At 37.1% G+C, this 19376-nt stretch carries 17 protein-coding genes and 1 riboswitch; of the genes, 11 read left to right on the plus strand and 6 right to left on the minus strand.

Annotated features, from left to right (window positions below; translation table 11 throughout):
• Window positions 1-180: 180 nt before the first annotated feature.
• Window positions 181-1104, minus strand: a complete 924-nt coding sequence (gene folE2, locus A3Q34_RS11590; protein WP_070375512.1) for a GTP cyclohydrolase FolE2 — start codon at window positions 1102-1104, stop codon at window positions 181-183.
• Between the two features lie 295 nt (window positions 1105-1399).
• Here folE2 and A3Q34_RS11595 point away from each other — a divergent pair, with 295 nt between their 5' ends.
• Window positions 1400-1747 (plus strand): Hpt domain-containing protein, encoded by a 348-nt coding sequence (locus A3Q34_RS11595; protein ID WP_070375513.1) that lies wholly within the window; start codon window positions 1400-1402, stop codon window positions 1745-1747.
• Between the two features lie 75 nt (window positions 1748-1822).
• Here the strand turns inward: A3Q34_RS11595 and arcA are convergent, their stop codons facing one another.
• The 3 genes from arcA to A3Q34_RS11610 form a co-directional block, all read right to left on the minus strand.
• Window positions 1823-2524, minus strand: a complete 702-nt coding sequence (gene arcA, locus A3Q34_RS11600; protein WP_070375514.1) for a two-component system response regulator ArcA — start codon at window positions 2522-2524, stop codon at window positions 1823-1825.
• Window positions 2525-2725: 201 nt separating this feature from the next.
• On the minus strand, window positions 2726-4345 hold the full coding sequence (locus A3Q34_RS11605; protein WP_197517582.1) for a sensor histidine kinase: 1620 nt from the start codon (window positions 4343-4345) through the stop codon (window positions 2726-2728).
• Between the two features lie 43 nt (window positions 4346-4388).
• Window positions 4389-5423 carry a methyltransferase gene (locus A3Q34_RS11610; RefSeq protein ID WP_231907344.1) on the minus strand — a complete coding sequence of 345 codons (1035 nt, stop codon included), beginning with the start codon at window positions 5421-5423 and terminating at the stop codon, window positions 4389-4391.
• Window positions 5424-5645: 222 nt separating this feature from the next.
• Here A3Q34_RS11610 and A3Q34_RS11615 point away from each other — a divergent pair, with 222 nt between their 5' ends.
• From A3Q34_RS11615 to A3Q34_RS11635, 5 genes are all read left to right on the plus strand, one after another.
• On the plus strand, window positions 5646-6905 hold the full coding sequence (locus A3Q34_RS11615; RefSeq protein ID WP_197517583.1) for a DsbA family protein: 1260 nt from the start codon (window positions 5646-5648) through the stop codon (window positions 6903-6905).
• A gap of 126 nt (window positions 6906-7031) precedes the next feature.
• A riboswitch (Lysine riboswitch) is annotated at window positions 7032-7204 on the plus strand.
• Window positions 7205-7294: 90 nt separating this feature from the next.
• A complete protein-coding gene (dapA, locus tag A3Q34_RS11620) occupies window positions 7295-8227 on the plus strand; it encodes a 4-hydroxy-tetrahydrodipicolinate synthase (RefSeq protein WP_083277986.1) in 933 nt (310 codons plus the stop codon).
• Between the two features lie 30 nt (window positions 8228-8257).
• Window positions 8258-9007 carry a 2,3,4,5-tetrahydropyridine-2,6-dicarboxylate N-succinyltransferase gene (locus tag A3Q34_RS11625; protein ID WP_070375517.1) on the plus strand — a complete coding sequence of 250 codons (750 nt, stop codon included), beginning with the start codon at window positions 8258-8260 and terminating at the stop codon, window positions 9005-9007.
• Window positions 9008-9033: 26 nt separating this feature from the next.
• Window positions 9034-10278, plus strand: a complete 1245-nt coding sequence (locus A3Q34_RS11630; protein WP_070375518.1) for a PLP-dependent decarboxylase — start codon at window positions 9034-9036, stop codon at window positions 10276-10278.
• A 33-nt stretch (window positions 10279-10311) separates the two neighbouring features.
• Window positions 10312-11448, plus strand: a complete 1137-nt coding sequence (locus A3Q34_RS11635; RefSeq protein ID WP_442855235.1) for a succinylglutamate desuccinylase/aspartoacylase family protein — start codon at window positions 10312-10314, stop codon at window positions 11446-11448.
• A 68-nt stretch (window positions 11449-11516) separates the two neighbouring features.
• Here A3Q34_RS11635 and A3Q34_RS11640 read toward each other — a convergent pair whose 3' ends face one another.
• Window positions 11517-11810 (minus strand): DUF2059 domain-containing protein, encoded by a 294-nt coding sequence (locus A3Q34_RS11640; RefSeq protein ID WP_070375520.1) that lies wholly within the window; start codon window positions 11808-11810, stop codon window positions 11517-11519.
• A 139-nt stretch (window positions 11811-11949) separates the two neighbouring features.
• A complete protein-coding gene (locus A3Q34_RS11645; RefSeq protein ID WP_083277987.1) occupies window positions 11950-14277 on the minus strand; it encodes a S9 family peptidase in 2328 nt (775 codons plus the stop codon).
• A gap of 167 nt (window positions 14278-14444) precedes the next feature.
• Between A3Q34_RS11645 and A3Q34_RS11650 the strand changes: the two genes are divergently transcribed.
• The 5 genes from A3Q34_RS11650 (at window position 14445) to A3Q34_RS20540 (ending at window position 19305) form a co-directional block, all read left to right on the plus strand.
• On the plus strand, window positions 14445-15380 hold the full coding sequence (locus A3Q34_RS11650) for an ABC transporter ATP-binding protein (protein WP_070375521.1): 936 nt from the start codon (window positions 14445-14447) through the stop codon (window positions 15378-15380).
• A gap of 1 nt (window position 15381) precedes the next feature.
• A complete protein-coding gene (locus tag A3Q34_RS11655; RefSeq protein ID WP_070375522.1) occupies window positions 15382-16155 on the plus strand; it encodes an ABC transporter permease in 774 nt (257 codons plus the stop codon).
• Window positions 16155-16877: a tRNA (guanine(46)-N(7))-methyltransferase TrmB gene (gene trmB, locus A3Q34_RS11660; RefSeq protein ID WP_070375523.1), complete on the plus strand. Its 723-nt coding sequence runs from the start codon at window positions 16155-16157 to the stop codon at window positions 16875-16877. Before A3Q34_RS11655 ends, trmB begins: the two co-directional genes overlap by 1 nt.
• 407 nt (window positions 16878-17284) lie before the next feature.
• Entirely contained in the window at window positions 17285-18913 is a 1629-nt protein-coding gene (gene panP, locus A3Q34_RS11665) for a pyridoxal-dependent aspartate 1-decarboxylase PanP (RefSeq protein ID WP_070375524.1), read from the plus strand.
• Window positions 18914-19167: 254 nt separating this feature from the next.
• On the plus strand, window positions 19168-19305 hold the full coding sequence (locus A3Q34_RS20540) for a hypothetical protein (protein ID WP_157470960.1): 138 nt from the start codon (window positions 19168-19170) through the stop codon (window positions 19303-19305).
• Window positions 19306-19376 lie beyond the last annotated feature (71 nt).

Consider the following 19376-nt stretch of genomic DNA (forward strand, 5'->3'; position numbering starts at 1 on the left):
ATTACATTTTTATTTTTATGACGAGATATGACGAGATATGCTAATTTTAGCTGTTATTCATCTTTTATTCATTGATGTATGTACAAGATGGTGGAGAATACGGTGAAAATTCATCAATAAAAAAGCCAGTAATTACTGGCTTTAATATTAGCTTACTTTTTGTAATTGAATATCAATAGCTTAGGGTTGGTAGCCACCCTCAATGCCTTTAGTCGTAATACTTACCGCATCGTGGGCATGTAAAGATTCAAGGTGGTTGATACGTAGCCAAAAGTCGTCATATCCAGCAGTATTATTCATTGCGTGTTGTAAACGACGAGCGGCGTCTTCACAAAACATTAAGTTTTGACCATTCAGTAGCGCAAATTCTTGTTCATCTTCTCTTTTTACTGCGGCTTGAACGGGTGTCTTTAAACAGCCTTCAATAATATCGACTAATGCAGTAATAGGGAATTCACTAATGTTGGCATTTAACTTTACTTTTAATTCAGCAACTGAGCGTTGACTATGAGGTGTAGCAACAATACCTTCAGTTGTACCCAGCCACTCATGAATTGAGTCTAAATCGGCTTCTTGGCCATTAAACTTCTCTTTAAAAGCTTTTTGGATTAACTGTCGAGCAAGGGCGGCAGAACAAGGACAAGTTGATGAATATCTAACATCAACGGCTAGCTCTATATCGAGTTTACCTTTATTTAAACGACCGGTTAATGTTACTGGGTATGCTTTCCAGCCTTGCTTACCACTAATTAATGATTTTCTTCTTAAGTGATAGTCGAAGCGGAACTGCACTTTAGCATTATCGCTAAGATCGTGGTGACTACTAATAAAACCACTGAGTAAAGTGACCAAGCTTTGAAAGTCTAAAGTATTACTGGTTGAAAGTTCATCAAGCAGTAAATACAAGCGAGACATATGAATGCCTTTTGCTTGTGGTTCTTTTAAGTTTACAAACGCGTCAATAAAAGTAGAAACCATTCGCTCATTCTCACCTTGCGAAGCAACCATCATCGGCATTTCTATATTACTCATTCCAACCCAATCGAGGGTACCTTCGGTTTGAGCTGTGGTGTGGTTGGCGATATCAGGCATTAATGTGGACATTTCTACTCCAGTATTTCTAACACGCTATGTAAAGGGCTTTTTGAAACTTCAGTACATAACAAACTTATTAAGGGCGCGTATTCTAACGTATATTTCCTTGTAGATATAGCGACAGTTCTTTTTTAAGTTACTGAGCAAGATAACTTATTGAAACGCTCTGTATTCATATGGTTTTATGTTTTTCAAATGACTTTGAAGTAATCTAGATGAAAGGCATTTGTTTAATGACATCGGCGTTGATATTGTTACAATGAAGAAAATTACGCCACGATAATTATAATTTAAGGTAGGTTTTGTGAATTATACCGAACAGTTAGATGTTAATTTATTAGATGGATACTTGGATAGCTTAGGACAAGATATTGTGCAACAGATGTTGGACTTATATATTGAGCAATCAAAGACCTATATTGAAGACATTATCGATTCGATTGCACAAGAGTCACAAGTATTATGGCAAGAACGTTGCCATAAAATGAAAGGTGCAACTGGCAGTGTTGGTTTGTTAACCGCTCATGCTAAGTTGGTGGCAATTGAAAAATTACCCGGGCAATGGCCAGAAAAATCAGCCTTTATCTCTGAGTTGAATGAGATAAATAAAAATGCCGTTACTGCTTTTAAAGTATGGTTAGACTCAAAATAACCATGATTTAAGACAATTAAAAAAGGGGAAGCAATTATTGCTTCCCCTTTTTTAATTGTTTATTGATAAAGCGCGCTAATCTACAGAGCCAATAAAACGATATCCTTCACCGTGAATGGTATTAATTAATTCAGCAGCGTCAGGTACCGATTCAAAATGTTTGCGTAAACGCCTAATCGTTACATCAACGGTACGGTCATTTGAGCGAAGGTCACGCCCGGTCATTTCTTTAATCAATTGCTGGCGAGTAACAATTTGGCCCGTGTTTTCAATTAATAAACGTAGAGCGCGATATTCGCCGCGAGGTATAGATAAAACTTGCCCGTCAGGTGCGGTCATTTTTCTTGAATTACCATCGAGTGACCATTTATTGAAAGTGATGACTGCTTTTTCAATTTCATTCTTTGTCTGACCAATTCGGTTAAGAATGTTTCGAGCTCGAATTGTTAATTCACGTGGATTAAATGGTTTTGTTAAATAGTCATCAGCACCAATTTCTAAACCAAGTATCTTATCTATATCACTATCACGACCGGTAAGAAATATTAACCCTAGCTCGTTGTTGCTGGTTAATTCTCTTGCCAATAATAAGCCATTTTTACCCGGAAGGTTAATATCCATGATGACTAAATTAATGGTGTTTTTTTGTAATTGAGTATCCATGCTCTCACCGTCTGTAGCCTCTGATACTTGATAGCCTTCTGCTTCAAACAAGTTACGTAGGTTAAAGCGTGTAACATCTTCGTCTTCTACGATAAGTATGTGAGGTTTTTGCATGTTTTTTTTTCCATTCTTTATGTATTTAGCAATAATGTTTACGGTATGTTAGTTATAGCTGAAAATTATATTAACGCTATGTTACTAATGCTTATTTTGTTAATTATTTATACAATTATTAGTATGGTATAGAACCACTAACTAAAAAACAATCAAGTTTGTTAGTTTCTTCTTATTCAACAAATATTTATCAGCACAGCTTTAATCTTCTTTAATGACTTGTGTTGGGATAATAATTTTGAAATTAACCCCTTTTTCAATTTCACTAATAAAGGATATTTTTCCACCTAGTGCTTGTGTGACTAAATTATACACCAGATGTAAGCCCAAGCCACTGCCACCCGAACCCCTTTTTGTGGTGGTGAAAGGCTCAAAAATTTTATTCATAATAGAAGGCTCAATACCCCTACCATCGTCCTGATAGTCAATAGTAAGCATATCGCTAGAAATACTAGTCTGTATGGTAATTACACCATGGTCTCTGTCATCAAAGCCATGATTAATAGAATTTTGTATTAAATTAATAATTATTTGATTGATAGGACCGGGTTTGCTTTTTATGACGAGTTCGCTTGGACAGTCCACATTAATAATAAAAGGTAACTTTTTAATTTGTGGGGCTAACGTTAATAATATGTCGTCAAACAAATTTTTGATATTGAATGTTCTTGCTTCTTCACTTGATTGGTCAACGGCAACTTTTTTGAAACTGGCAATTAATTCTGCAGCGCGCTTCAAGTTACGGTAAATAATTGCGGTATTTTCTTCACCTTCAACAAGAAACTTTTTCAATTGACTTGATTTTAAGGTTTTATCATCAAAAGCTTTTTTTATTTCTAATAAGCGATCCGATAATAATGTTGAAGCTGTAACGCCTAAACCTATCGGTGTATTTACTTCATGAGCGACACCGGCAACCATATCGCCTAACGAAGCCATTTTCTCACTTTCAACAAGTTGCCCTTGAAACTGATGCAACTTTTCTAATGTTGAAAGTAATTCATTATTGGAATCCTTCAAGGCTTGGGTACGTTTATTGACTTTATTTTCAAGATCTTTGTTTTGCTGATAAGTGAGTTGTTTGGCATCTGAGAGTTTAGCAAGTTGAGTTTCAGCTCTATTGAGTACAATATTTATGTTGCGCGCTAGAATATCGAGCTCTTTAAAAGGCATTTGTTCAATGCGTAAATTGAACTGTTTATGTTTCGAAATATCTTGTACTTTATTTGCCATATCTGACATAGGAGTAGTAATAAAGCGGTTAAGTGCTATTGATATTAAAGCGGTAATAAAAATAAACATGAAAATGAGAAGGGTGTAGCGCAATAATAAATGATTAGTTATTTGCTGAATATGTTCGCTGCTGACTTGTATGTAGACATAGCCCACCGTTTGCTCTTCAGCTATTACAGGTAACATGATTTCTATAATATGGCCGCTAAACTTTGCTGAAGATAACTCGGCTATTTTTTCACTTTTTTCAGAAATAGCCTTGCCTATAGCACTTTTGTTGTAGCTAGCGAAGAAAGTAATGGCTTCAGTGTCAGGAACTTTTTTATAAATATGAACATGCCTAATATAAGGGACATGTTTTAGCATTGATAAATAGTTACTAATTAATTGCTCTTCATCATTAACCAGATTGGTACTTTGACTATTTGCGATAAGCTCTGCCCAATACTTTGTGTTATTTGAGGCGTCCTCGTTAGTATCGTTAATTATTAAATTAGCGATGATAAAAGAAGAAATAATTACAGATAACACAACAAAACCAATGATCATAACCATTAGCTTTATTTTTAATGAGTGAATGCGTTTCATTTTTTCCATATATTTATAGTAACTTAAATTTTATATTGAGCAATTAAATTGAACAATGATAAAGAGAAAAGCCCTTTTGCTTAGCTAAAACTTGTGTTCTTCCAATCGCCTCTTCCATGATGGGTTGATAACGGAGAAAACTATTTGCCACCACAGTGACTTGTCCTTTTGGTTTTAAATGGGGTTTTATTTTTGAAAGGAATGTCTCTGTTGCTTGATAATTGGTTTTAAGGCCTTGATGAAAGGGGGGATTTGAAATAACGTAATCGTACTTACCCTTTAGATCTGACAAGCTATCTGATGGAAAAACGTGGCCAGTTAAATTATTTAATTTCAATGTTGCTTGCGCTGAATATAATGCTAAGGCACTCACATCAAGTAAGTGTAACTTAATCTCAGGAAAAACTTTACCCAAGTAACTGGCTATGACTCCGGCACCACAGCCAAAATCGAGTATCTCACCGGTAATTTTCTTAGGTAAATTTTCCAACAATACCTGAGTGCCAATGTCGAGGCCGTTTTGACTGAATACACCAGGCAAGGCAACCACATCTACACTAGTGTCTTTAATCATAAAAGAATATGGCTTTAGCCAGTTGTCTAAGATAAAGGACTCTTGCGTTGCAAGTATATTGCTTGCGAATAATAAGCAATGGCGAGCAGCATCAATTTTTGCACAATCGCCAAGCTGATGTTCGGTCAACTTTGCTAATGACTTAATACCACTTTTATTCTCACCGACAACCAAAACTAAACAATCATTTGCTATCGAGTCTTTTATCATCGCTAGCATAAAGGTTAATTCGGCCTTACTTTTAGGAAACTGAATAATCACTAAATCATGGGCAGCCTTACTTTGATAATAGACATTAAATACCGCAGTCATGTGAGTGAGGTCTAATCGTTTGGCTTGTAAATGTGATTGATAATTAGTGTTATAACATGTCATCGCTGCTTGAGCATGAAGTGCATGGTATTCTTGAAAAAAATCGTCAATAGGTAAGTTGATAAATAATGGCGCTTTTGCTTTTAGTAAATCGGGATTACGTAGCAATAATTGATTGATGTTATCTAACAAAGTAATTCTCAAATAATTGGGTTATGGCGTTCATAAATATATAGCTTATACCCTAAATTAATTAACGGTATTTTATACGCTTAACGAAAAGATATGTTTATAATAGCGGCTATTCTACGTGAATATTATTATCATGTCAGAAAGGCGAATAATAAATTTGCAAATCACCATATAAAATTCAGGGAGTGGGTTATTTTTACTAAATTTTTTACTTGGTTTAAAGTGAAACTAATACGCAGTGATAAGCGTGCATGGTTACTAAAGTTTCGCTATTTTACCGTCCCTAACTGGTTTAGAAAAACACCTGTCGCTGAAGTTTACTTAGCACTTAATGACCCTTATAGCTTTATGCTGATTCAAGTGTTACCCGAGCTAGAGCAACGTTTCAATATTCAATTTAAATTATTTCTAGTTTATGAAAGTGTTCCAGGGGTAACTATCGATCCCAAATTAATGCGCACTTGGGCAATAAAAGATGCCAACTTTATTGCTGATCAATATCAATTAAAAAAAATAACGCAACAACCGACTCAAGAATCACTCTTTACTGGTCAGCAAATGTGGCAGTTGCGACCTAAAACACTCGATAATGCTTGGCAACTCTTTCAACAGACTTGGTCGAATGATTTTGATTACTACTATCATGCTTCTACACCAGTAATAAATTATCAAATTAAAAATTTAATGCGTTTAGTTAAACAAGGGCATTATTTACCTTCGTCTATTTTTATTGCGGGGCAATGGTTTGTCGGTATTGATAGGCTTGAACATCTAGAAAAACGTTTGGCTGACTTTGGTTTAGCAAAAGATGACAGTGTTGCTGTTTATCAAAAAAATAAATTAGTCTTTGCTGAGCAACAAGCGAAAGATAATGCCGCTGACATCGCTGACATCGCTGACATCGCTGACACGAAAATATTAGAAGCCTTTATTTCATTGCGAAGCCCTTATTCTTATATTGGTTTATTACAAGCAGAAAAGTTAAGTCAGCATTATCAGATCCCTTTAAAGATAAAACCGTTATTACCTTTGATTATGCGAGGGTTAACCACGACAGAAAATAAAGAACGTTATGCTGTTTTTGATGCCAGTCGTGAAGCCAAAAAACTTAATATTCCTTTTACCGGTATTGCAGATCCTTTAGGGCAAGGTATTTTTAATGCTTTTCAAATTTTTTCTTATGCAGAACAACAAAATAAAGAGCTCGCTTTTATTAAGTCGGCGTTTAAAGCCATTTATGTTGACGGTTTAGACTTATCCCAGAAATCGGTAATCGAATCTTTATGTCAGCAGCATAAAATCAATTATCTACAAGCGTTAGAATATAATAATGAACATGACTGGCAACAATGGTCTGATACTAACCAAAGCACTTTAGATGGCATGGGGTTATGGGGAGCGCCTTGTTTTCGATTTCAAAATGTTATTTGTTGGGGGCAAGACCGTTTGGCACAAATTGAACAAGCGATTATTGTTTCATAAGATATAATATATCCGTATTATCTTCATTTAGAGCACTATTGACTCAACATTAGAATAAATGTTCTAATGTTGTTGTCCTGAATTCAATAAAGTTTTGTTTTGTCAAACAAACGAAACTTATGATAAAGGGCCAGAAGAGGAGCATTAACCAGGTAGTTATCATAAAGAGATCAAGCTCTAATGATTGGTAACGAGGGGGATTAATGCCGAGGTAAGTAATTTTTTTGATAATTTACTTATCGGTTGTTTGGGTTGAATCCTAACAATTGTCACCAACTTGGTGGGGAGCTTCTGGCCTTTGTAAAGCCTAATGCTCTTCACATAAGTGATTGTTATCTTGGTTATTACAAACGCCTAAAAGTTCTCCGAACGAACAGAGTTCGAGAGAAATGAATCAAATAAAACTATCAAAAAAAATTAGCTTAACAGCTAACCCTACGCCTCATCATACTATTTTATGGACCGCATTAATTACGCCATTACTTGATAATGGTGAAATCGATTTCCCAAGCCTCAAACAGTTAGCTATTAGTCAGTCTGACGCCGGTAATGGCATTGTCTTGCTCGGTAGTACCGGAGAGGGCCTGGCCTTAACATCGCAAGAGCAAGTTAAGATTGTTGAATTCGTTTGCCAGTTATCACTCAGCGCGCCTTTAATGGTGGCTGTTGGCGGCTATCAGTTAACGGAGCAAATTAATTGGATAACGGCTTGTAATAAATTACCTATTTCAGCCTACTTACTTGGTAGTCCCATTTACGCAAAGCCGGGTGTGATAGGTCAAACGCAATGGTTTAGTGCTTTACTTGATGCCGCCAACTTCCCCTGTATGTTATATAACGTCCCCTCTCGTAGCGGTGTTTCTATTGCTATTGAAACTTTACAGGCGGTGCAAAATCATCAGCATTGTTGGGCGTTAAAAGAAGCCAGTGGCGATTTAAATCAGGTACTCGCCTATCACCAGTATTGTCCAGATATTGCCCTATATAGTGGTGAAGACGCCATGATGCCTTACTTAGCACAAGCAGGTGTAAAAGGGTTAGTTTCGGTTTGTAGTAATGTCTGGCCGGCAGCGACTCATCAATACGTCGAGCTATCACTAGCTGGTGAGACCCAAGGTTTATTTCCACTTTGGCAAAATGCGGTCGATGAGCTTTTTCAGGTGGCAAGTCCCATACCCGTAAAAGTATTAATGCACCAAAATAAAATGATCAACACTCCCTTTTTACGTGCGCCGTTAACCCATTTAGAACTTAACGACTGCAACTCGCTGTTAGCATCAGATAAATTAATTAATCAATGGCTTGAAAATCAAGCTAAGTGATCCCTTTAAGTATTAACATGAGAATTTAAAATGAATTGGCAAGAAACATTAACACAATTAGAAGCAGGTACTGTTCGTGCGGCAAATCAAGATAAAGCAGGAAATTGGCAGGCCAATGTAGCCGTAAAAGAAGCGATATTATCAGCATTTAAAGCGGGCGAAAACATTGCTTTTGATGGCATTTACAAGGGGTTTGTCGATAAACATAATTTACCTGCGCGTGAGTTTACCGCTGACGATAAAGTACGATTAGTCCCGGGTGGTTCTTCAGTTCGCCGTGGTGCGCATGTTGCTCCTGGTGTCATTATTATGCCACCCGCTTACATTAATGTTGGGGCTTTTGTTGATACAGGCACTATGATTGATAGCCATGCATTAATTGGCTCGTGCGCACAAATAGGTAAAAATGTTCATGTTTCTGCCGCTGTTCAAATTGGTGGTGTTTTAGAGCCGGTTGGTGCAAGCCCTGTTATTATCGAAGATGGTGCCTTTCTAAGTGCTGGTGTGGTCATTGTCGAAGGTATTGTTGTTAAAAAAGGGGCTGTTTTAGCGCCAGGCGTCTCACTTTCAGCGTCAGTGCCTGTTTACGATTGTGTGAATGAAGTGATGCTTGAAAAAGGTGCTGATATTCCTGAACGTGCTGTAGTGGTGCCAGGAACACGTCCGGTTTCAGGGGCGTGGGCGAAAACGCACGGTTTAAATATGGCTTGTGCATTAATCGTTAAATATCGCGATGAAAAAAGTAATGCCTCGTTAGAACTCGAGTCTATTTTACGTTAAGCCCTCTAAGGTAAAGCAGGAATATCATGTCTGAGTTAGTCAATACTACCTATTGTTTTGATTCTCCTTCGGCGCTTGAATTAAGCGCTGAGTTAACAAAACAACAACCTGAAAGTAGCCAGCAAGAAGGTTACTTTGTTTATCATCTTGATGCGCTTAAAGCCCATTTAGCCGAACTACAACGACAAGACGTTATTAAGTTATGGTTTGCGGTAAAAGCGAACCCGTTATCTAACATCATTAAAACCTTAGACGATGCGGGTTTTAATTTTGATGTGGCGAGCAGTGGCGAATTAAATCAAGTCTTAAAGCAAGGTATTACACCCGAACGTATCTTAAATACCGGTCCGGCAAAATCAAAAGCACAAATAACGTCGTTCATTAAACAAGGGGTTAATATTTTTGTTGCTGAAAGTTTGAATCAATTAATTTGGTTAAATGAAGCAGCTATTGAGCATAATGTTAAGCCAAGAGTGCTGTTGCGGGTTCAGTTGCAATGGCCAGAGGGTGAAAAAAACCCTTTAGGGGGAAATTCCCTAACACCATTTGGTTTGTCGATAGAGCAGTGGCAAAGCATTAAAGTCGTTAACTTTCCTGGTATTGAGTTGTGTGGTTTACATATTTTTCAATGGGGCAATATGCTCAGTAATGAAAAAATGTTCTCGCTGTGGTCACAAATGGTTGCACCATTAAAAGGTTTAGCTGATGACATAGGTATGCCATTAAAAATCTTAGATTTAGGTGGCGGTTTAGGTATTGATTATTTACAGCAAGGCAAAACACTTTCTTGGCAGAAAATTATTGCTGATTTGGCAATCATAAAGCAGCAGGCAGGTGCCGAAGAGTTATGGTTAGAGTTGGGCCGTTTTGCGGTTGCTGAGTGTGGTTATTATGTGGTCCCCGTAGTTGATAGAAAAATTAATTATGGTCAAGAGCAGTTAGTCTTAGCTGCAGGTATTAATCATTTGTTAAGACCTGCGATAACAGAACAGCCTTTTCCGGTAAATTTACTACGAGAATCTGCACACGAAAAACAGTTGTTTGATATTCATGGTCCGCTATGTACCAGTATGGACAAATTGGGTAAGTTGCCTTTGCCTGATGACGTATCCGTTGGCGATCAACTGGTATTTGGCTATTGCGGTGCCTACGGTTTTACTGAAAGTATGCCGTTTTTTCTTTGTCACCATATCGCTGCTGAATATGTGTTTAGTCAAGGGACGTTGATTGAAGTCAGAGCAGCACAACCAGCGGATTGGTATTTAAGATAGCGATAAATACTTCAGCTTAATATTTAAGATAAAGTGAACAAAATGAATGAAATAAAAAAAGAAGTTATGCATGTTGGTGAAATGGCGAGCGGCGCAGCACTTACTGTTCCTGTTTATCGTATAAAAGGACGTACTGATGCGCCCAGTGTTTATATTCAAGCGAATATGCATGGCGCTGAAGTGCAAGGTAATGCGGTTATTTTTCAATTATTAGAATTATTGAAAAATACAAAAATCAATGGCGATATTACCTTAGTACCTTATGCTAACCCTGTGGGTTGCAATCATAAAAATGGTGAATATACCCTTGGCAGATTTGATCCTATCACCGGAGTGAATTGGAACCGGATGTATCACTTTGATGAAAGCATTATCAAACCGTTTGTTCGTGAATGTATTGGCAAAACAAATCAAGTCATTGAAGCCAATTTTAAAAAGCTAATGATTGAAAGTATTGAAGAAAAACTTAACCATAATATTTATGGGCTAACGACCGGACAACGTATTGCTTATCAATTACAGCGCTTGGCGCATCAAGCTGACTACGTTTTAGACTTACATACCGGCCCTATTTCAAGTAAACATTTATACTGCCCTGAATATGCGCAAGAAAGCGCTCAGTACTTTGATATTCCACATACATTATTAATTCCTAATGACTTTGATGGTGCCTTAGACGAAGCAACATTCTGCCCTTGGTGGTCATTACAAGACGCTTTTGCTGAATTAGGTATCGAGTTTTCGATTAGTTCAGCGTCTATTAACAAAGAAAGCTTTACCGTTGAATTAGGCTCGCAAGAACAGATTGATCTTGATGTAGCCTTAGAAGATGCTAAAAGCATTATGAATTATTTGCAGCATAAAAACGTCATCAACACCACAGACTACCGACCTAAAACGATGACACGTTATGGATGTTATTTAAAAAACTACAAAGCCTTTTATTCGCCAATGGGAGGGATGGTCGATTACTTGGCTGAATTTGGTCAACCATTAGCGGCGGGTGAACCACTGGCGAGAATTTTGCGCATGGATAATTATGGTGACGGCGATCCATTGCACTATATTTCATTGGATAAGAAAGTTATTCCTATTTTACATTTTGCCTCGGCGAGTGTGAATCAAGGTACAGAATTATATAAAGTGTTTAGTGAGTATTTTGAGTTTTAATACTGTGTGAATTAGCCTTGATTTATGGATAAGGTATTGACAATACTACTGTTGCCAATACCTTTGAACTACTTGTTTTTTTGCTCTTTTTGGCGAGATTGTTCGATACTCGCGCTAAGTTCTTTGGCTAAAGATTGGACTTCGGGTATAAAATCTTGCATTAACTGTTGTGAAAGTATGATTGAGTCTTGAATAATTAAAGGCATTTTTTTCGTCATACTTCTGCCAATATCTGAACGATAAAATGTTATTAACCCTTGTATTTCTGCTTCGGTAAAATTGCGGCTGTAAATGTCTATCATTGGCTCTTTAAAGCTATGCCAATTCATTTTCTCATGAAGAAGGGCATTTACTTTATTCATATATTTATCATCACATTATTTGTTGTATAACACCGCTAATGCTTATATGTTTTTAGCAAGACTTACCTATATTAAGGCCTCTTAACATTCATTAAGAGGCCTTATTTTTTTATCAGATAATTTTGTCTTATTTTAATCGCTACAGCTTCAAGTGTGTATTGAAGTAATTAGTCATCATGGTTTTAATGTGTAACGTTGTGCCACTGCCTTCGTACAAGCCATGGCTTCGATTCGGGTAAGACATGAAGTCAAACTGACGGTTGTGCTTAACTAATTCATTAATTAGGCGCTCAGACCCTTGGTAATGAACATTATCGTCGCCTGTGCCATGAATAAGCAGTAATTTACCTTGCAAGTTTTTAGCATGGGTAATAGGAGAACCTTGCTTGTAACCTTCGGCAAAGTCAGCTAATAAACCCGAATAGCGTTCTTGGTAAATAGAATCGTATAAACGTTGATCTGGCACAGGTGCTAAAGAAATACCGACGTGATATTGCTCAGGGTAACGGAACATCATATTTAAGGTCATCGAACCACCGCCAGAATGCCCCCAAATAGCAACATGGTCAGTATCAATATAGTCCCAACGATTTGCCATTGCTGTTAATGCATCAGATTGGTCGCGTGAAGAAAGTACACCGACTGCGCCGTAAATTGATTTGCGCCACTCTCTGCCTTTTGGTGTGCGCGTACCGCGATTATCAATAGAGGCTATTATGTAACCCTGCTCAGTTAACATTTGATCCCACATAGCGGCATTGCCACGCCAGCTATCAGTAACCGTTTGTCCCCAAGACTCTCCATAAACATAAAAAATGATAGGATATTTTTTCTTAGGATCAAAATCTGCAGGGCGAATAATATAACCGTCTAAAACGACACCATCTTGTGCTGTTACTTGAAAAAATTCATGATCTGTTTTTGGCAACTCAGCTAATTTATCGATTAATACCTTGTTGTCCATCATCATGTGTTTGGTTTGATGACCTTCAATTTTCACTAAACGTTTCTGCGTTGGTTGGCTAAATGTCGAGTGTGAATGAATCGCCCATTGCCCGTCTGCCGACATTTGGTAACTGTTAGTACCAGCAAATTCTTCAGGAGTGACCCGTTGATTACTTAAACTTCCATCAAGCTTGCTGCGATATAAGTAACGCTGTGCAACATTTTCAGGTGAAGCTATGTAGTACAGCCAACCGTTTTCTTCGTCGATGGTTTGAATGCTTATTACATCAAAGTCACCTTCCGTTAAGTTTAAAGCGGTTTTTCCGTCACGTGTTATGTTGAAAACATGGCGCCAACCACTGCGTTCACTTGTCCATAAAAAACTGTTGCCTTGGTTTAACCAGCGAGCATCGTCAAAGAAATCAAGAAAGGTCTCTTCTTGCTCTGTCATCACGGGGGTGACATCACCGGTATTAGCGTTAGCTAAATAAAGAATATTAGTGTCTTGTTTGCGGTTGACATGCTGTACCAATATTTGTTGACTGTTACCTGACCAATTCATGCGTGGAATATACATATCGCGTGAGTTGTTGGGTAGATTGGCCCAGATAGTTTTTGTTGTTGTTAAATTTACTACGCCAACTTTTGGCAATGCATTTGTTTCACCCACTTTAGGGTAAGGGAATTTTGTGATGGTCGGGTAAAGTTCGTCAGTATTATTAATCATAATGAAGTCTTTACTACCACTGGTGTCTAACTGCCAGTAGGCAATTTTTTCACCGTCAGGGCTCCAGCGAAAACCATCCTTAATGGTAAACTCTTCTTCGTAAACCCAGTCAAATAAACCATTGATTTTTCCATCACCAGCGTCAAATGTTAATTGAGACACCTTATTATTTGCTAAGTCTTCTACATAAATATTGTCTGCAACCACGTAAGCGACTTTACTTGCATCAGGCGAAAATTTTGCAAACATTAATGAGCTTTCTAAGGGCTTCTTGCCACCAAGTTGCATTAATTTATTGGTTTTTATATCTAATAACCAATAATCACCTCGACTGTTTGAACGCCATACTTTTTTACTATTCGTATAAATAAGCAGTTTCTGACGGTCGTCTGACCAAGTGTAATTATCTATAGCTAATGGCTTTTCAGTGCCTTTAGGTGTCAGTTGTTGTGCCGAAATTAATACCGAACGCTGTAAGGTTTCAGGGTTATAAACAACAATGTCACGACCTATGCTGATTTCTTTGCCTTTTTCATCTGTTTTTGTTTTTGCTGATTTTTCAACGATAGTGTAACCACTACCGTCGGCTAACCAACGTAGACGAGAAATATAATCTGAGCTAAATTCACCCTCTTTGTAAATACGTTCAACGGTTAACGGCGCTGATTTTTTAAGGTTAATGTTAGTATTTGTGGTATTTTCTGTGGTGATGTTTTGACAAGCAGCTAATGATACGGCAATTGCAGTGGTCAATGCGGTTGAGCATAGCCAACGAGTTATTTTTATTTTAGGCATAATATTTCCTTAATTTGCGTACAATCACTTTAAATTGTATACAATTAATTGGCAATGCTGTTGGTCGATTAATTTGTCACTTTTACCGTATTTAAATGATCGCTTAGCGGTTGAAAAAAGTAAATTTGACCTCACCTATTGCACATCAAAAAACAAAAGGTTGAACCATGAATAACGCACTAGAAATTTCTGGCTTAAAAAAAGTTTATAAAGGTGGTTTTACTGCACTTAAAGGTATCGATCTTACGGTTAAACAAGGTGACTTTTTTGCTTTACTTGGTCCTAATGGCGCAGGCAAGTCGACAACCATAGGTATCATTACTTCTTTGGTTAATAAAACCGCGGGTAGTGTTAAAGTTTTTGGTCATGATATTGATAAAGAACTTGAACAAGCCAAAAGCTATTTAGGTCTAGTCCCACAAGAATTTAACTTTAATCAATTTGAAACCTTGTTAACTATCTTAGTTAATCAAGCCGGTTACTATGGTGTTGAACGTTCTTTAGCATTTAAACGCGCTGAAAAGTACCTGAAAAAACTCGATTTATGGGACAAGCGTAACGATGCAGGTCGTATGCTTTCAGGGGGAATGAAACGTCGCCTGATGATTGCAAGAGCGCTAATGCATGAACCACAGGTACTTATTCTTGACGAACCTACTGCCGGTGTTGATATTGAACTTCGTCGCTCAATGTGGATTTTCTTACGTGAATTAAATAAGCAGGGTATTACGATCATTTTAACGACCCATTATTTGGAAGAAGCTGAAATGCTTTGTCGAAATATTGCCATTATTGACTCAGGTGTGATCGTTGAAGATACTGATATGAAATCTTTGCTGTCAAAATTAGACCAAGAAACAATCGTCTTTGATATCGACCCCATAACTAATGCGCCAGAGCTTGATGCATTCACTTGTCGATTGATTGACGACCACACCTTAGAAGTTGATGTGAAAAAGTCGCAACTTATTAATGATATTTTTAGCCAGCTTAACGGACAAAATATTAATGTTCGTAGTATGCGTAATAAAAGTAATCGCCTAGAAGAGTTATTTGTCAGTCTCGTGGGTAGTGGGCAAAAAGTTAAACAGGAGAATAAATAGTATGTCATCAAAAAGTAATTTTATTGCTCTGAAAAGCATTTTATATAAAGAAATCAATCGTTTTATGCGTATATGGGTACAAACACTGGTCCCTCCTGCTATTACCATTAGCTTATACTTTGTTATTTTTGGTGAACTTATCGGTTCGCGCATTGGACAAATGGGCGGGTTTGATTATATGTCGTTCATTGTGCCTGGTTTAATCATGATGAGTGTCATTACCAATTCATACTCCAATGTAGCCTCGTCATTTTTTAGTGCTAAATGGCAACGTAATGTTGAAGAAATGCTGGTTGCACCGGTACCAAATTGGGTGATTGTTGCCGGTTATGTTGGTGGCGGTATGGCACGTGGTATGTTGGTGGGTACGATAGTGACTTTAGTCTCTTTATTGTTTGTTGATATTCAAATTCATAATATTTGGGTGATTATTGCCACGGTTAGTTTAACGTCAGCAACGTTTGCCTTAGGCGGTTTGATTAACGCTATTTTCGCTGGTAGTTTCGATGATATATCCATTATACCAACGTTTATTTTAACGCCATTAACGTATCTCGGTGGTGTCTTTTATTCGATCAGTTTACTCCCTGATTTTTGGCAAGGTGTTTCACAATTAAATCCTATCGTTTATATGGTCAATGCTTTTAGATACGGATTTTTAGGTATTAGTGATGTGAGTCTAACATTAGCATTTTCTGTATTAGGGGCATTTATTATTACCTTATATGCTATTGCCATGACACTTATCACCAAAGGAATAGGGCTACGTAGCTAATGACTATCAATATCGATAAAGAGGATGTCAGCGTGACGGGTGATTCAAGAGTTATTATCACTAATCAACCTGGCATTCATGAAAAACTTGAAGAAATTGTTGAAAAACATTTACAGCACCGCTCGCAAAAGCCTTTTCAAGCACATACCGAGCAAGCGTTTGCCGCAATGGATGCTTTAGTGAAAGCCCATCAAGGGGATATTATTTTAGACTCGTGCTGTGGTGTTGGGCAAAGTACACGTATTTTAGCCAAACAAAATCCGCAGGCTTTAGTGATTGGTGTTGATAAGTCAGCGCACCGCATTAATCGTAATGTAGATGAACTTCTCCATGACGATGGCTCTAAAATTGAAAACTTTCATTTAGTTAGAGCAAACTTGAATGATTTTTATCGTTTAGTTGACCAAGCGAATTGGCCGGTAAAAAAACATTATATTTTGTATCCCAATCCTTGGCCTAAATCTAAACACATTCAAAGGCGTTGGCATGGTAGTGCGGTATTCCCACAAATTATTAATATTGGTGAACAAATTATTCTGCGCAGTAACTGGCGATTATACTTAGAAGAGTTTCAATTTGCTGCCGATGTAGCGGGTATTTTAGGTAATATTAGTGCGATTACTAATGAAGAGCCTTTAACACCTTTTGAAGCAAAATATAAAGCGAGTGGTCAACCTTGCTGGCAGTTATTGCTCAATCGTGAATACCTACCTTTTATTTAGTTTTGTTAACTATGCTGCTTAGTAAAATTGACAATAAGTTAGTGAAACTCGCTAACTTATTTAATGAGCAGTAAATAATGATTTAAAATTAAATTTGATTTTTATTAAAAATCAAGTGTTTAACGTATATGGCTTAGATCTTGATTACTTTTTGATTAACGAGTAATAATACTCAATCTAAAAGGATATTTAAGATGAATAATTTAATTAAAAAGAATGTATTAATGATGGCGTTAAGTACTTTAGCACTTGTAGAATTAGCGCTAGTTTACGCAGCAACCATTATTTAGTGACTTTATTGCCGGGCTTTTCTCTGGTAGATAAAAATAAAGTACAAGACATTTCAGTCATTTTTTATTAAAGTGCCGTTTTATGTTTACTTACCAACATGGTTACAGCGGCAAGGTATGACGACGAATAAGCGCACAGCAAAAGCGACTCAAGAGTCTTTACACAGTATTTTTACCATTCCAGAAGCACCTGATTCGACATTGGGGCTGATCGAAAAAGAAATATCAGAAAATCTTGCTGGTTTTTTAGGTAATCATATTGCTGCTAAAGAACGTGCCTTAAGCGAAATTGAAAAAGATTTCGCTAGCTCGGCTATTCCCGAAGAACCTAGTTTTGTCTCTGATCATACTCGCCATATTTTAGATAAAGTTGTTGCACAATCAGTGCATACATCAAGCCCAAGTTTTATTGGTCATATGACCTCAGCTTTACCTTACTTTATTTTACCGCTTTCTAAATTGATGGTGGGTTTAAATCAAAATTTAGTCAAAATTGAGACATCAAAAGCATTTACCCCACTTGAACGTCAAGTGCTAGGTATGATGCATCGTTTGGTTTATAAAGATAATGACCATTTTTATGAGCAATGGATGCACAGTGCTAACCATTCATTAGGTGCCTTCTGTTCTGGTGGCACTGTCGCCAATTTAACGGCCTTTTGGGTAGCGCGTAATAATTTGTTGAAAGCTGATGGTGATTTCAAAGGTATTGCACGAGAAGGCTTATTTAACGCATTAAAACATTATAAATATGATGGCTTAGTGATTTTAGTGTCTGACCGTGGCCATTATTCATTAAAGAAGTCTGCTGATATCCTAGGGATTGGTCAGGACAGCGTGATATCAATTCCTACCGATGGCCATAACCGCATTGATTGCCAGAAATTACGTGAAAAATGCCTTGAGTTGAAACAAAGAAACATCCGCGTATTAAGTATTGTTGGCGTTGCTGGTACGACAGAAACAGGTAACATTGATCCATTAGATAAAATGGCTGATATTGCTGAAGAGTTTCAAACACACTTTCATGTCGATGCAGCATGGGGTGGCGCGACATTATTATCAAATAAATACCGTCCACTGCTTAAGGGAATTGAACGCGCTGATTCAGTAACTATCGATGCTCACAAGCAAATGTATGTGCCCATGGGCGCAGGCCTTGTGGTGTTTAAAAATCCGGCTTCTGTGGCTTCTATTGAACACCATGCCGAATATATTTTACGTAAAGGTTCAAAAGATTTAGGCTCTCATACCTTGGAGGGATCAAGACCCGGTATGGCGATGTTGGTTTATGCAAGCTTACATATTATCAGTCGACCTGGTTATGAAATGTTGATTAACCAAGGAATTGACAGAGCACGGTATTTTGCAGAACGCATTAATCAGCATGCTGACTTTGAGTTAATAACTGAACCAGAGTTATGTTTATTAACCTATCGCTACAATCCAAAAGCGGTTCAAAACTTATTAGCAAATAGTTCAGCAGAACAACAAGATAAGATTAATGATTTACTCGATGACCTGACTAAATTTATTCAAAAACGTCAACGTGAAAATGGTAAATCATTTGTTTCACGTACGCGTATTGAAGTGCAGCGTTATCAAGGTCGAAAAACGGTGGTTTTTCGTGTTGTATTGGCGAATCCATTAACCTCCAATGAAATTCTTAATGATGTGCTAGTGGAGCAACTTGAATTGGCTCAAGAAAGTGAAACCTTTCTACCTGATTTATTGTCTTTAACTTAGCTTATATTCTGTAACTCTACTTGAAATGTTTTACTTTTACTTTCGTTGTGTAAGTTATTTCTTTCGTTGTACTATTTTTCTTCCTAAACTTTATTTTTTAACCTGTTGTTAAATAAGTTAATATATGTTTTTAATGAGTTTTTGTTCTATAAAGTTTCATTTAGATCTATAAATGTTATTTTCTTTATGAAAGTTGTTATGTAATAATTCATGCACGATTACATTTTGTGGTGGTAATAATTATGGAATACGACATGAGAAAAACTCCAGTAGAAGTATCTGAACACAATCACGCTGACATTTCATCGGTTCAACAAGCCTTAATTGAAGCGCAAAAAGAAATTTTAGAATTGCAATCGCAAATTCAATGGTTAGAACGCTCATACGAATAACTTTTTGTCGCGTTTTAGCACAGTAAATACTAAAAAGCCGAATGTTATGAAAATAACATTCGGCTTTTTTG

It is taken from the genome of Colwellia sp. PAMC 20917, assembly GCF_001767295.1.
Classification (GTDB): Bacteria; Pseudomonadota; Gammaproteobacteria; order Enterobacterales; family Alteromonadaceae; genus Colwellia_A.